Raw genomic sequence first — 14,368 nt, 5'->3', positions numbered from 1 at the left:
CAATGCATGAAGGGCGTCGGCGCTTATTGCCGACTGCAGGACAGGGCTGGCCGAAAACGCCCGGGGACTGATCGTTGATGTGCTGGCAGCGCGCATCCGGTACTCAAGAGCACGCCCGGCGCTCACAAAAAAGGGGACACATTTGTGTCCCCCTGTCTTTCTTCACGCCTAAGGACCATTACATCCTGGCATCAATAACGACCACTATCCATAACGTCCCGTTATGTAATCCTCGGTCTGCTTCTTGCCTGGATCGGTGAATATCTGATCGGTCTGACCGCACTCGATCAGCTCGCCCAGATACATGAACGCCGTAATGTCGGACACGCGCGCCGCCTGCTGCATGTTGTGCGTCACGATCACGATCGTATAGTCGGTCTTCAATTCGTGAATCAAATCCTCGATATAGCCGGTCGAGATCGGATCCAGCGCCGAAGTCGGTTCATCAAGCAGAATCACTTCCGGCTTGACCGCGATGGTGCGCGCGATACACAGACGCTGCTGCTGACCACCGGAAAGGGCCTGCCCATTGGTCTTGAGCTTGTCCTTGACCTCATTCCACAGCGCGGCCTTTTTCAGCGCCCACTCCACGCGCTCATCCATGTCACGGCGCGACAGCCGCTCATAGAGCTTCACCCCGAAGGCGATATTGTCATAGACCGACATCGGGAATGGGGTCGGTTTTTGAAACACCATGCCGATCCGGGCACGCAGCAGGTTGATGTCGACACCGGAAGCATGGATGTCCTGGCCATCAAGCAGGATGCCACCTTCGGTCTTCAACCCGGGGTAGAGATCGTGCATGCGGTTGAAGCAGCGCAAAAGCGTTGACTTGCCACAGCCCGAGGGCCCGATATAAGCGGTCACCTGATTGGCCGGAATATCCATCGAGACCTTCTTGATGGCTTGGAAATTACCGTAGTAGAAATCCAGCTCCTGGACCGACAGCTTGGCAGGAGCTGCCGCATGGGGAGTTCCGGAAGCGTTCCTGGAGGTCTGCCTGGGCGCCATGGTGAAATTCTCTGATCGCATGTTCATGAAATGAAAGCCCCTTGATGCCTACTTCTGTGACCGCGCCGCACTGACGCGCGCCAGAATATTGAGCATCAGCACCGCCACCGTCAGTATCAGTGCCCCTGCCCACGCAAGCGACACCTGGGCGGGAATAAACGAATTGATGGTCATGTTCTGGTAAAGCACCATCGGCAGGTTGGGCATTTCGCTGCCCATGTTGAAAAAGTTCCACTGATTGGTATTGAGCGCCGTGAACAACAGCGGTGCCGTCTCGCCACTGATACGGGCACACCCCAGCAGCACACCAGTGGTAATCCCGGCACGAGCGCCGCTGTAGCAGACCCTGAGCACGATCAACCAGCGATGTGCGCCCAGCGCTGCGGCCGCCTCACGCAGTGAATTGGGCACCAGCAGCAGCATGTCCTCGGTCGAGCGAATCACGACCGGAATAATGATCACCATCAGCGCGGCCACCCCGGCCCAGCCCGAAAAGTGTCCCATCGGCAGCACCACCACGGCATAGATATACAGACCGATGATGATCGAGGGCGCCGAAAGCAGCACATCGTTAATAAAGCGAATGGTATTGGCCAGTCGAGAACGACCGCCATATTCGGCAAGCCAGGTCCCGGCGGCAATACCGATGATGGTCCCCCCCACGGTCGCCAGTGCCGTCATGATCAGCGACCCCAGAATGGCATTACCCAGCCCGCCACCGGACATGCGGGTACGCTCGGTAAACACGTCAAGCGACAGCGCCGGCACGCCCTTGGTGACCAGGGTCAGGAGAATCAGAAACAGCCAGATGACCCCAAAGGCCGAGGCCAGCAGTGATGCCGTCATGATGATGCGATTCACCATGCGACGCCGACGATAAACGGGATTCATGACAGCCTCCTTCATGACGGTGCACGCTGGTTCATGCGGTTGAGCATGAAGCGGGCAAGTGCCAGCACGGCAAAGGTAATCAGAAACAGAACCAGACCCAGTAACAGCAGCGCCGAGCGCTGCAGCCCGTCAGCCTCGGAAAACTGATTGGCGATCAGGGCGGCAATCGAGGTGCCCTGCCCGGTGAGCGTGGCGCTCAAAAACAGGTTGTTACCGATTACGAAGGTCACCGCCATGGTTTCTCCCAGTGCTCGTCCCAGCCCGAGGATGACGCCTCCCAGCATGCCGGCCTTTACGGACGGAAAGATCACATGACGCACCACCTCCCAGGTCGTGCAGCCCAGCCCGTAGGCCGATTCACGCATGATGGGTGGCACGGTATGCATCACATCGCGGGTGACGGCAGTGATAAACGGGATGATCATGATGGCCAGAATCAGTCCGGCCGTCGTCAGCCCGGTCCCGGCCGGAAATATCGACGGGAAATGAGACTGCAGAAACGGCGCGAGCACTTCCATGCCCCACATGCCGTAAATGATCGATGGGACGCCCGCCAGCAGTTCAACCATGGTCCCGATGGTGCGGCGCAGCTTCGGCGGACAGATTTCGGTCAGAAAGATCGCGATGCCCAGCGACACCGGAATGGCAATGGCAATCGCAATCAGGGAGGTCACCAGCGTGCCGTAAATGGCCGGCAACGCCCCGAAACGGTTGATGTTGGCCGCCCAGCGGTCATCGGTAAAAAAGGACAGTCCCAGCTCTGACAGAGCCGGCCACCCGGCCAGTATCAGGGAACCGGTAATGGTGCCCAGAAGCAAAAGCACCATCAGTGCCGAGCCTCTGGTCGTGATTTCAAATACCCGATCCACGAGGCCGTTGCGCCTGAGCGCGCTCCGCTCGTGGGCACTTGCCGACAGCTTCTGCATCCGATCGCCCTCTGCGGCCTGTGGTGTGACGCTGCTGCCGGTCGTCATGGCTCATACCTGTGCATAAACGTAGGAGTTGTCAGGTGGACAAAGGCCAGGGCACATGGCCCCGGCCCGAGACATCGAATCAACCGGGATTACTGCTGCCAGATGGCCTTGCCGCTGCTGTCCTTGATCTGCGACCAGACATCCTTTTTGACCATGCTGACCACACTGTCCGGCATCGGGATGTAATTCAGCTCGGTGGCCATGTCGCCGCCGTTTTCAAACGACCAGTCGAAGAAGGCAAGCGCATCACTCGCGGCTTTGGCGTCATCAACCTCGGTGTGCATGAGAATGAAAGAAGCCCCTACGATCGGCCAGCTCTTGTCACCCGGCTGGTTGGTCAGCACCAGGTACATGCCTTCGGCATTTTGCCAGTCGGCATTGGCAGCTGCGGCCTGGAAGGTATCGCTATCGGCGGTCACAAAGTTGCCGGCCTGATTTTTCAGCTGAGCCACGTTCAGATCGTTTTGCTCGGCATAGGCTGATTCGACATAGCCGATCGCACCGTTGATGCCACTGACCTGGCTGGCCACACCACCATTGGCCTTGGCCCCGACACCGGCCGGCCAGGCCACTGACTTGCCTTCACCGATCTCGTTTTTGAACGACTCGCTGACCTGGGCCAGATAGTGCGTAAAGAGGAAGTTGGTGCCGGAGCCTTCTGCGCGATAGACCGGAGTAATCTTGGTATCGGGCAGCGTCAGATCGGGGTTGAGCTGTGAAATGGCATCATCGTTCCAGGTGGTGATTTTGCCCTGATAGATATCGGCCAGTGTCTGACCATCCAGACGCAGTGCACCGTCGTCGACACCTTCCACGTGCACGACCGGCACCACACCCCCCATGATCTGCGGCCACTGGACCAGATTGTTCTTCTTGAGCTCCTCCGGCGTCATCGGCGCATCGCTGGCCCCGAAGGTGACCGTACCGGCCGTAATCTGCTGGATGCCGCCACCGGAACCAATGGCCTGATAGTTGAGGCCGTTGCCGGTCTCGTCCTGATAGCCATCGGCCCACTGCGAATAGACCGGATAGGGGAAGGTCGCACCGGCACCGGTGATGGTAGCGGCCGAAGCGGTGGCCGCCAGCGAGGTAGCGATGAAGGCTGCAGCGACTTGCTTGATCATCAGATTGCTCCGTTACCCTGCGCCAGGACGTTGAGTCGCCCTGCTGATTATCTTGCCGGCCTGTCGAAAAAGGCGCGGCGGCTTCAATACGACGCCAGGTTAGCAACCAAATATGTCAGTTTTATTGCAGCACTGTCATAAACCTCTCTTCCTCATTAGCGCAGCCACTGCCGCACAAGAGCCACACAGGCCATTCCAAGCGCCGTCATCAGCAGCGAACCGGCAAGATGGGCGCCAATGCCGGCCAATGCATTCAGATAGCGACCTTCCTGCAGTTGCCCGGTCATTTCCAGCGAAAAGGTCGAAAAGGTCGTCAGCGCGCCCAGAAAACCGGTCACGACGAAGAGTTTCCAGTGCGGACTCAACTCCGGCAGCAGATTAAACAGCGCAAAGGCGATGCCGATCAGCCAGGCGCCCAGCAGATTGGCCACCAGCGTGCCGGGCGGCAGGGGCGGAAACAGCGCATTGAGCATCAGCGACAGGGCCCACCGCAGATTGGCGCCCAGCGCCGCGCCAAGCCCGATGGAAAGAATGGACAACCACATGCAGCACTCCTCGAATCTCTCAATAATGTCGAGGCCACGGGCGGCAACATCGTGTGATCACGAACCTGCGCCCGTCCCCCGGGGCGTTGCAGGCATCATCAATCACGACGTGTCAGAACGCGATGGTTCGAAGCACATGCTTCGGGAGGCATGCCATCTCCTTTGGAAAATCATTGCACTGCCATGGGGTCGTGACAAGCCATGCCCATGAAGGGTCTTCCCCTGCCCGCCATCGTCGCGTTTGCGTTAACATGGCATTTTTATTCTGTTCACGGGGCGTGACCATGCCGGCAATGGGCCGTTTCAATACGCTTGAAATCCTCAGGACGTCCTCCATCGGGCTTTTCCTCGATGGCGGCACGCTGGGCGATATTCTTCTGCCGACGCGCCAGATACCGCGAGGTCTATCCGCGGAGCCGGGCGATTCGCTACGGGTCTTTTTGTATCTCGATAGCGAAGACCGCCCGATCGCGACGACCGAGCGACCCAAAATTCAGGTCGGCGAGTTTGCCGCGCTCGAAGTGGTCGAGCGCACCCCGGTAGGTATCTTTCTGGACTGGGGGCTGCCCAAGGACCTGCTGCTGCCGCATTTTGAAGAGCGTACCCACCGCCCCCTGCGCCAGGGTGATCGCTGTGTGGTGGTTGCCTATCTGGATGATCGCACCCGGCGCATTACGGCCTCCATGCGACTGGACCGCTACCTGAGCCAGGAGCCGGCCAATTACGCGCGTGATGAGGAAGTCGATCTGCTCATTACCGGCCCGACCGACCTGGGTTTCAACGCCATCATCAACCATCGCCACTGGGGGCTTTTGCACAAGAGCGAAGCGATTCGTCCTCTGCGCATGGGCACCCGGACCAAAGGCTACATTTACCGGATACGCGATGACGGCAAGGTGGATCTGAGTTTGCAGCCCCGCCGTGAAATACTGGCCGAACCGCTTGCCGAGCAGATTCTCGAACGCCTGCAAAAGGCCGGAGGGATGCTTGCCATCAGCGACAAGAGTGACCCTGCCCTGATTCAGCGCACCTTCGGTGTCAGCAAGGGCAACTTCAAAAAGGCCATTGGCGGTCTCTATAAACAGGGGCTGATCACCATCGATGCCGATGGCATACGACAGGTCGACAGACCATGACCAGCGCCAGGCGCTGAGACATCCATATTCCTCATTAACGTTCAGGGATCTTCATGGGCAAGACAACGGGCATTATCGGTACTGCAGCAGTCATCATCGTGGTCGCAGGCGCTGCAGCGCCCTGGTACACCGGCAAGCAGATCGAACAGGAATTCCGCCATGGCGTGGCACAGATCTCCGACAGCGCCCCGACCCGGGTCATCGAGTATGACCGCGGCTGGCGCACTTCCGATGCCGTGACCCGTACCGTGATCGATACTAGGGAAGGCCCCTGGCAGATCGATGTCCATCACCATATCACTCATGGCCCCTGGGGATTTGGCTGGGCACGCATCGATAGCGTCCCCGACTTTGGTGACCAGCAGACCACCGTCGCGCACTATTTCGGCGACCGGCCGGCGCTTGAGGCTACCACCACCGTAGGCTTTGGCAATGATGTCAACGTTGACTGGCAGTCGCCGGCCTTTGACGATACCGAAATTCCCGAAAGCCCCGGCGCGCGACTGGTTTGGGGCGGCATGAAAGGCCATTATCAACTTGACGGCGACCGTACCACTTCCAGTGTCTCGATCCCCTCTCTGGACTTTCAAAGCGACGATGCCACGCTGACGCTCAATGCCCTGAAAATGGACAGCAGCGGTGCCGGCGGCCCCGACTGGCCCAACATGGATAACTTCTGGGACGCTCGTTTCAGGACGACACTGAATCAGCTCAATCTTCAGGATAAGGCAGAGAGCGTGACCCTGAAGCTGGGTCTGGACGGTCAGGGCCAGCTGCGCGACAACGGCGACGACGGCCTATCGATGAACGCCTCCTGGCAGATCAGCAATCTGCTGATGAAGGATCCGACGCTTGCCGAGCCGCTGATCGTTAATAGCGCCACCCAGACTCTGGCACTCAAGCACCTCCCCCGCGATGCCACGCGCCGTCTGTTGACAGAGCTTTCGGATGTGGATGATTCGCTGGACGAAGACCAGGTCTCGGGCCAGGTACAGAATATAATGACACGGTATCTGCTGGAGGCCCTGAAGGGGACGCCCTCGGCCGAAATCACGGTCGCAGGCCTCAATACCCCTCAGGGATCTCTCGAAGGCAAGCTGGCGCTGAACTTCCGTTCGATGAATACCGAGGGCGAGCCGCTCGCCACAGCGCTTGAGCGCGGAAACCTGACGCTGGACATGGCCTCGGACCGTACGCTGCTCACGCACCTGATGACGCTCACAGACCCCAACGCCCGTCCAGAACAGACGCTGGCAGGACTCGAGCAGGAAGGGCTTTTGGCGCGTGATGGCGATCGATTCCGCATGGATATCGAGATGAACAGCCAGGACCTTCGCGTCAATGGTGAATCGCATCCCGAGCTTTACATGATGCTGCCACTACTGCTGATGTCCCTCAACGGCTGATCCATTCGGCCTGGCGTGCACGCCAGGCCATGGTCGCGCTGTGTTGCGTCCCGAGAGATGGCTATAGTGGGAGCGCCGTCAGCGATAAACGACCCAACCGTTACCCTGACGCATCACGTATGACCGGGGTATTTCTTCATTTTTTGTCTACAGCGAGTCATGACGATGTCCCAGAATCCTTCTCGCCCGCTCTATATCGTACATTCAGGGCCCACCCTTCTTGAAACGCCGCTGCTCAACAAGGACAGTGCCTTTTCGCTCGAGGAGCGCGTTCAGTTCAACCTGATGGGCCTTTTGCCGCAAAACATCGAAACGATCGAAGAGCAGGCCGAGCGCGCCTACCAGCAATATGACCAGCAGGGCAGCGATCTGGATCGTCATATCTATCTGCGCTCGATTCAGGACAGTAACGAGACCCTGTTCTTCCGCCTGCTGGAAGATCATCTCGAAGAGATGCTGCCCATCATCTATACGCCTACCGTCGGCGAGGCGTGCCAGTCCTTCTCCCAGATCTATCGCTCTCACCGCGGCATTTTCATCTCCTATGATCACCGCGATTACATTACCGATATCCTGCACAGTGCCACCAAGGACAACGTCAAGGTCGTCGTCATCACCGACAGTGAGCGTATCCTCGGTCTGGGCGATCAGGGCATCGGCGGCATGGGCATTCCGATCGGCAAACTCTCGCTCTACACCGCCTGCGGCGGTATCAGCCCGGCCTACACCATGCCCATCGTGCTGGACGTCGGCACCAACAACCAGGACCTCCTGGATGACCCGATGTATATGGGCTGGCGTCACGAGCGCATCACCGGCGAGGCCTATTACGAGTTCGTCGACCAGTGCATTCAGGGCATCAAGCGTCGCTGGCCCAACGCTATCATCCAGTTCGAGGACTTTGCCCAGGCCAACGCCATGCCGCTGCTGGAGCGCTATCGCGACGAGATCTGCTGCTTCAACGATGACATTCAGGGCACCGCCTCTGTCGCACTGGGCACTTTGTTCTCGGCCTGCAAGGCCAAGAATGAAAAACTCTCCGAGCAGCGTGTCGCCTTTGTCGGTGCAGGCTCCGCCGGCTGCGGCATCGCCGAACAGATCGTACTGGCAATGCAGGAAGAGGGCATCAGCGAAGCCGAGGCCCGCAAGCGCATTTTCATGATCGACCGCTACGGCCTGCTGACCGATGACATGAGCAACCTGGTCAACTTCCAGCGGCGACTGGTGCAAAAGCGTGCCGACATCAGCGATTGGGACACCGGCGGCGGTGACCTGGCCCTGATCGACGTGGTACGCAATGCCAAACCGACCATTCTGATTGGCGTCTCGGGTCAGCGCGGGCTCTTCACCGAAGAAGTCATCAAGACCATGCACCAGCACTGCAGTGAACCGCTGGTGATGCCGCTGTCCAACCCGACCTCACGCATCGAGGCCACCCCGCGCGAAATCCTGGAGTGGACCAACGGTGAGGCACTGGTGTCGACCGGCAGTCCCTTCAAGCCGGTGACCATTGGCGATCGCAAGATCCCCATTGCCCAGTGCAATAACTCCTACATCTTCCCGGGTGTGGGCCTAGGTGCCATTACCGCGAAGGCCTCGCGCATCACCGATGGCATGCTGATGGCAGCCTCCAGAGCGCTGGCCGACTGCTCGCCGGTCGCCCTTGAAGGCAAGGGCGCCGTTTTGCCGCCGCTGTCAGACATTCAGGACGTCAGCCGAAAGATCGCCATCGCCGTAGCCAGGCGCGCCCAGGAAGATGGCGTGGCCCTTGAAACCGATGACGACACCATTCGTCAGGCCATCGATGCCAACTTCTGGCGACCGCGCTACCGTCAGTATCGTCGCGCCTCCTACTAGGCCGAACCATATTGACCACAAAAAGGGCGCCCGACGGCGCCCTTTTCATGTCCAACGATCAACAACTCCTTTCAACGTGCCAGCATGGTTTCGATGACGCAGGCGTGCTGAAGAAGCTGCTCGTCCTGTCCCTGAGGCCGTGACACCATCAGGCCGATAGGCAGCGTCTCGTCCGGCATAAAAAAAGGCAGAGAAATCGAGGCCGCGTCGAGATAGTTGAAGACGCTGGTATTACGCAGTGCCAACCGATTGGCTCGCTGGAACGCCACGGCGTCTTTTTCAATGGCAGCGCGCTTCGGTGGCAACGTTGCCACGGTAGGCAGCACTACCGCATCAAAACCGGCCATCTCGTGTTCGAAACGCTGCTGCCAGCCAGTACGCGGCCAGAGGCGCTGGAGATAGTCGGCCGCGCTGATGTCACGCCCCCCCCTGAGTCGCTCGGCGATTAATGGATCGTAGTCGGCCTCGGCACGCTCGAGCTGTTCACGATGCAGCGCCGCGGCCTCCGGCACGACGAGACCGCCCTGGCGATTGATTGAAAGCGCCTCATCAACCGCCTCAAGTGACAGGCGCTCAACGTGGCAGCCCGCAGCCTCCAGCCGGGCGAGGGCCACCTCGAAACCATCGCGCACGCCGTCATCCAGCTCTTCAAGCAGACCGCCTACGGGCACCACCAGCCGCAGCGGTCGCGGCGTCGGATCAAGCGTGGGCATCGGACTGGCCGCGAGCACCGACCAGAGCTGCGCGCAACACTCGACGCTGGGCGCAATGGGACCGACACAGTCCAGGCTCGGAGACAGCGGGTAGGCGCCCTCCCCGGGAACGCTCCGCTGACTCGGCTTGAAGCCCGTCAGGCCACAGAAGGCGGCTGGAATTCGCAGTGAACCGCCGGTATCGCTGCCAAGCGTTGCCGCAGCCAGACCGAACGCTACCGACGCTGCCCCGCCCGACGTTGAACCACCGGTGATGCGCTCGGCGTCGAAGGGGTTGGGCGGCGTACCGCAGTAATCATTGAGGCCGAGTCCGGAGAAGGCGAACTCGCTCATGGTGGTGCGCCCGGTCAGTACGCTCCCGGCTCGGCGCAGTCGAGCAATGGCCGGCGCATCCTGTGTCGCCGCGTGTGACTCGGCAAGGACTCTTGAGGCGGCGCCGGTCACTTCACCATGCACGTCAAAGAGATCCTTGATGCTGATTGGAAGCCCCGCAAGCGATGCGTTCTGTTCGAGCCGTGACCATTGGTTGCGCAGCCTGTCGGCATCGAAATCGACAAAAGTGGTGGCGGCAACCTCGGGCTGTGCCTCGACTCGCTCAATGAGTGCCTCGAGTGCATCCAAAGCGTTGAAGGCCCCGGACGCCAGCGCCGCCTGCCAATCTACCAGCCGGCGCTGCCTCACGGGGTGAGCCCAGAAGGCCCGCGCGGCCTTAATGCCGCTCACTGGGCGACCTCAAGCTCGATGACGTGGTAGCGGTGACTCAGACGACGGTTCAGGACCGGGTCGTGGAGCGTCATCGAAAAGCATGCGCCGGGCCGAATGCCACCGATGGCAGGTACGGTACCGCACAGCAGCAGAGTATTGGGGGCAAGCGACGCCCCCTGCCTGAGGTTCTCGGGCAGTTTGGCCAGCAGCGTGTCCACGTCCAGCAGCTCCTTGAGTGTCCCCTGCTGATAGGTGACGGAATGACCGCCCTCCTCGATCTCGCTGCCGAGCTCCAGTGCATCCCAGTGCTTGATAATTTCATCCAGTGCCCAGGCCTGTGTGGCGATCGGCTTGGCGCAGAGCTGCTTGGATTCGGCCACCCCCACGGCTTCCAGCTTGCGGTCAGTATGGTCAGATGCAAGCGATACCCAGAGCCGCCCGTCTGCATCGCTCACAAGGCATACCTCTGCTTCGCCCGAGCCTTCACCACCGAGCATCTCGACATTCTCGGCCTGTGTCAGCAGCTGAGCGCTGGCGCGGTAGAACAGCGGTACGCTTGAGGGCGGCTTGACGCCAAGCTCGGCCAGTTCCTCGATGTGATGCTGAACACCGGCCTGATCACGGCCAGCCCAGCCCGCGATGGCCAGTCGTTGCGGAGTAACGGTAACAGGGCCCTGAGGGGTATCAAAAGTCAGCATGATTGGTTTCCGAAGTCATAGGATGAAACTCACAGCGAGTCGGGCAGCCACAGCGCAATTTCCGGGAAGATCACCAGCAAAACAGCCATCAACAGCATGGCAGCGATAAAGGGCAGCGTGCCGACGATGACGTCCGAGAACGGCTTGCCACGTCGCGAGGCCTGAACGATATAGAGGTTGAGCCCCACCGGGGGCGTGATCAGTGCCATCTCCACGAACAGGATCATGACAACGCCAAACCACACCTTGTCGAAGCCGGCGGCGACAATCAGCGGTGTGACGATGGGAATGGTGATGACCATCAGCGACAGTGTCTCGATGAAAAAACCGAGCACGATGAACAGCGCAATCACTGCCAGCAGCAGCGCATAGGGCGAGAGCTCCCAGGCGTTGAGCAATTGGTTCAGCTGCTGAACCAGTCCCGAGGAAGTGAGTGCGAAGTTGAGAAATGATGCCGCCAGGATAATAAACAGCAGCATTGAGGTGGTCTTGACCGTGCCATCGAGGGCGGCCATCAGCATTTTTCGGTCCAGTCGTCGATTGGCAGCCGCCAGCACCAGCGAGACGATGACACCAATCGCAGCGGCTTCGGTGGGCGTGGCCCAGCCGAGATAAATCGAACCGACAATCACCGTAAACAGGATCAAGAGTGGCGTCAGAAACGCCAGACTCCGCAGGCGTGCGCTCCAGCTGGCGACACTGCGCGGCCCGCCAAGCGCCGGCTTCCACAAACAGAGCACCAGCGCCGTCGCCATGAACAGCAGTGAGAGCGTAAGCCCCGGGATCAGGCCGGCCATGAAAAGCCTTGGAATCGAGGTCTCGGTGAGAAACCCGTAGACGATCAGGTTGATCGACGGCGGAATCAGAATGCCCAGCGTGCCACCGGCCGCGATACTGCCGCAGAAAAGTCGTGGATCATAATTGAGCTTTTCGCCCTGCGGCAGTGCCACCGTGGAGATCGTCGCGGCAGTAGCGACGGAAGAGCCCGAGGTGGCCGAAAACAGTGCTGCGGTGGTGATGTTGGCGTGGATCAGCCCACCGGGAAGCCATGAGAGCCAGTGATCCATGGCGCGATATGCCTTTTCGGCAATGCCCGCACGCACAATGACTTCGCCCATCAGCACGAACAGCGGAATGGCAATCAGCAGAAATGAATCCGCCGCCGACCACAGGTTTTGACCCAGCGCACGGGTCAATGGGAAGAACGAGAAAAACTGGTCAATGCCGAAGGCAAGCAGAAAAAGCGTCACTGCTACAGGAATGCCAGCGAGAAGCAGTACCAGAATGCCTATTGAGAGAAACCCAAGCATCAGCGTATCTCCTCGGTGGGCGGCATTTCGGCGAGTTCGCCGTTATCCATTCCAGTCAGCGCATCGAGCGTCGGCACGTCGCGCTGAAACAGTGCCACCAACACCCGAAGCCCCATGATACTGGTAGTGAAAGCAAACCAGCCATAGCCGGCTGCCCACAGAAGCTGGGGAATCCACAGCGGTGTGGCCAACGGCGTGTTGGCGGTGGACCCGTTGGCCAGTGACTTTGCGAGTACAGGCCAGGCGTTGAGAGCAATCACCCAGGCGACAAGATTGAGCGCCAACAGTGATACGACGTTCAGCGTATGCTGCGACAGCGCCGGCAGTCGGCCGTGGACGACATCGATACGGATATGCGCTCTCTCAAGCAGCGTATGCGAGATTCCCCACGCTGAGAGTATTGCCAGCACGTAGCCCGAGTATTCATGAACGCCGGAAAGCGAATGCCCCGCCAGCTTGCGCATCACAATCTCGGCGCCGATGAAAATCACGACGGCCAGCAGCGCCAGACCTATCACGCGTGCAGCAAACCGGGACAGGCCGCGCGTGAAGCACACCAGCCCGTCGAGTCCCTTGATAAAGGTAGACATGAAGCGTTTCTGCCTGTCGAAGGTGGCGATGTCGAGTTGCCGCCCCAGGGGCGGCATCTCGACGCGCGAGGGTCAGGGCGCGTCGGCCTTGAGATCGACGACCTGGCCGACACTCTCGTTCCACTGCCTGATCGTATCCGCATCGACACGTTTAGCCCATGCGGGCAGTACCACATCCTTCAAGGCCTGACGAGCACGTTCGGTATCGGCCTCGGTCGGCTCGACCAGGGTCATGCCAGCGGCCTCACCGGCAGGGCACTCGCCCTGTCCCGTGAGGCAGGCGATGCCGCGCTGGGTTTCGCTTTTCGCATTGGCCCAGACCGGCATCGTGAACTGCTCGTCGATCTGCTTCTGGATCAATTCCTGTTCGTCGGCATCCAGGCTCTGCCACTTGTCCTGATTGATGGCAGTAATGACGTAGTCCCAGCCACCGATGGGTAGCGGTAGTACGTGACTCGATACGTCATACCAGCCGGCGCTGTAACCGGACATCGATCCGGTCACGGCGCAGTCAATCACGCCGCGCTCAAGTGACCCGGGCACTTCATTGAAAGCAATGTTGAGACTCTGGGCGCCAAGCGCCTCGAGAAATTCCCCGGTAGAACGACCGCTACCGCGTACTTTCTTGCCTTCGAGATCGGCCAGACCCGAGATCGGCGTGTTGCAGAACAGCACCTGCGCGGGATAGGGCACGATGGCAAGCACGTGGCTGTTGAAGCGTTGGTTGAGCGCGTTTTCGGCAATGGGACGAAAGGCTTCTGCCACTGCCCGGGCATCTTCACTTTCGGTCGTCATCATGGGCAGATCGAGGCCCTCGAGCTCGGGGGCATCGCTGACGGTGTAGTCTCCTACCGTCATACCTACGTCGAACAGGCCGTCGCCGAGATAGCGAAAGACGTCGCCACTGGCGATCCCCATCTGATCGAAACTGGTGACCTGAGTGGTTATCTCACCGTTGCTTGCCTTTGGCAGCGTTTCACTCCAGAACGGCTGTTCGAACTTCTGATGAAGCTCCAGGCTTCCCCAGCTGCCAACGACGTTGAGCGAGGTATCTGCCGAGGCCGTGGTGGTGACACCGGCACCTATCGTGGTGGCCAGCAGTACAGCAGATAGATGAGAACGAGTACGTGGTTGTCTGGACTGGATCATGGTGATGGGCCTCGCTATTGATATTTGTTGTTGGTGTTGTTTCAAGCCATGACGTAGTGATGAGCTTTTGGATATTACCCGGGTGCAGGCGCGAGTGTCGAAGATGACAGTTTGACTGGAGCGGTGGGACATGAAGGCCCTGTCCTCGCCCGACTCGTGCCGATCTGACAGATCACGGGCATTGGATGCCTCGTGTTGTCATTGTTTCTCGACAATAAAAAGGCAGGAGCGATAAGGCAAATCGATTTTTCTGATCCTT

At 59.6% G+C, this 14,368-nt stretch carries 13 protein-coding genes and 1 riboswitch; of the genes, 3 read left to right on the top strand and 10 right to left on the bottom strand.

The features are described from left to right. Window positions 1-204 precede the first annotated feature (204 nt). The 5 genes from pstB to crcB all read right to left on the bottom strand — a co-directional run bounded on the left by pstB (window position 205) and on the right by crcB (window position 4,545). A complete protein-coding gene (pstB, locus tag B9H00_RS11905; RefSeq protein WP_407656582.1) occupies window positions 205-1,032 on the bottom strand; it encodes a phosphate ABC transporter ATP-binding protein PstB in 828 nt (275 codons plus the stop codon). 27 nt (window positions 1,033-1,059) lie between these two features. After that, window positions 1,060-1,902 carry a phosphate ABC transporter permease PstA gene (gene pstA / locus B9H00_RS11900; RefSeq protein ID WP_236944263.1) on the bottom strand — a complete coding sequence of 281 codons (843 nt, stop codon included), beginning with the start codon at window positions 1,900-1,902 and terminating at the stop codon, window positions 1,060-1,062. A gap of 11 nt (window positions 1,903-1,913) precedes the next feature. Further along, a complete protein-coding gene (gene pstC / locus B9H00_RS11895; RefSeq protein WP_236944262.1) occupies window positions 1,914-2,876 on the bottom strand; it encodes a phosphate ABC transporter permease subunit PstC in 963 nt (320 codons plus the stop codon). 89 nt (window positions 2,877-2,965) lie between these two features. After that, window positions 2,966-4,000, bottom strand: coding sequence for a phosphate ABC transporter substrate-binding protein PstS (pstS, locus tag B9H00_RS11890; RefSeq protein WP_086900821.1), 1,035 nt, complete (start codon window positions 3,998-4,000; stop codon window positions 2,966-2,968). 155 nt (window positions 4,001-4,155) lie between these two features. Beyond that, a complete protein-coding gene (crcB, locus tag B9H00_RS11885; RefSeq protein WP_086900820.1) occupies window positions 4,156-4,545 on the bottom strand; it encodes a fluoride efflux transporter CrcB in 390 nt (129 codons plus the stop codon). 82 nt (window positions 4,546-4,627) lie between these two features. Next, window positions 4,628-4,715, bottom strand: a riboswitch (Fluoride riboswitch). A gap of 114 nt (window positions 4,716-4,829) precedes the next feature. On the opposite strand from crcB, the gene B9H00_RS11880 reads away from it, so the two are divergent. From B9H00_RS11880 to B9H00_RS11870, 3 genes are all read left to right on the top strand, one after another. Next, complete coding sequence (locus B9H00_RS11880; protein WP_086900819.1) at window positions 4,830-5,681, top strand: CvfB family protein; 852 nt, start codon at window positions 4,830-4,832, stop codon at window positions 5,679-5,681. A 53-nt stretch (window positions 5,682-5,734) separates the two neighbouring features. Then, entirely contained in the window at window positions 5,735-7,087 is a 1,353-nt protein-coding gene (locus B9H00_RS11875) for a DUF945 family protein (protein ID WP_086900818.1), read from the top strand. 165 nt (window positions 7,088-7,252) lie between these two features. Then, window positions 7,253-8,944, top strand: coding sequence for an NAD-dependent malic enzyme (locus B9H00_RS11870; RefSeq protein WP_086900817.1), 1,692 nt, complete (start codon window positions 7,253-7,255; stop codon window positions 8,942-8,944). A 71-nt stretch (window positions 8,945-9,015) separates the two neighbouring features. Here the strand turns inward: B9H00_RS11870 and B9H00_RS11865 are convergent, their stop codons facing one another. The 5 genes from B9H00_RS11865 to B9H00_RS11845 form a co-directional block, all read right to left on the bottom strand. Then, a complete protein-coding gene (locus tag B9H00_RS11865; RefSeq protein ID WP_211329573.1) occupies window positions 9,016-10,380 on the bottom strand; it encodes an amidase in 1,365 nt (454 codons plus the stop codon). Beyond that, complete coding sequence (locus B9H00_RS11860) at window positions 10,377-11,060, bottom strand: DUF2848 domain-containing protein (protein ID WP_086900816.1); 684 nt, start codon at window positions 11,058-11,060, stop codon at window positions 10,377-10,379. The genes B9H00_RS11865 and B9H00_RS11860 overlap by 4 nt, the downstream gene beginning before the upstream one ends. A 29-nt stretch (window positions 11,061-11,089) precedes the next feature. Beyond that, on the bottom strand, window positions 11,090-12,370 hold the full coding sequence (locus B9H00_RS11855; RefSeq protein ID WP_086900815.1) for a TRAP transporter large permease: 1,281 nt from the start codon (window positions 12,368-12,370) through the stop codon (window positions 11,090-11,092). Next, window positions 12,370-12,960: a TRAP transporter small permease subunit gene (locus B9H00_RS11850; protein ID WP_086901847.1), complete on the bottom strand. Its 591-nt coding sequence runs from the start codon at window positions 12,958-12,960 to the stop codon at window positions 12,370-12,372. Before B9H00_RS11850 ends, B9H00_RS11855 begins: the two co-directional genes overlap by 1 nt. A 72-nt stretch (window positions 12,961-13,032) precedes the next feature. Next, on the bottom strand, window positions 13,033-14,109 hold the full coding sequence (locus B9H00_RS11845; RefSeq protein ID WP_086900814.1) for a TRAP transporter substrate-binding protein: 1,077 nt from the start codon (window positions 14,107-14,109) through the stop codon (window positions 13,033-13,035). Window positions 14,110-14,368 lie beyond the last annotated feature (259 nt).

It is taken from the genome of Kushneria marisflavi, from assembly GCF_002157205.1.
GTDB lineage: Bacteria > Pseudomonadota > Gammaproteobacteria > Pseudomonadales > Halomonadaceae > Kushneria > Kushneria marisflavi.
The sequence above is the reverse complement of the archived record's forward strand: the minus strand, read 5'-3'. Positions and strand labels throughout refer to the sequence as shown.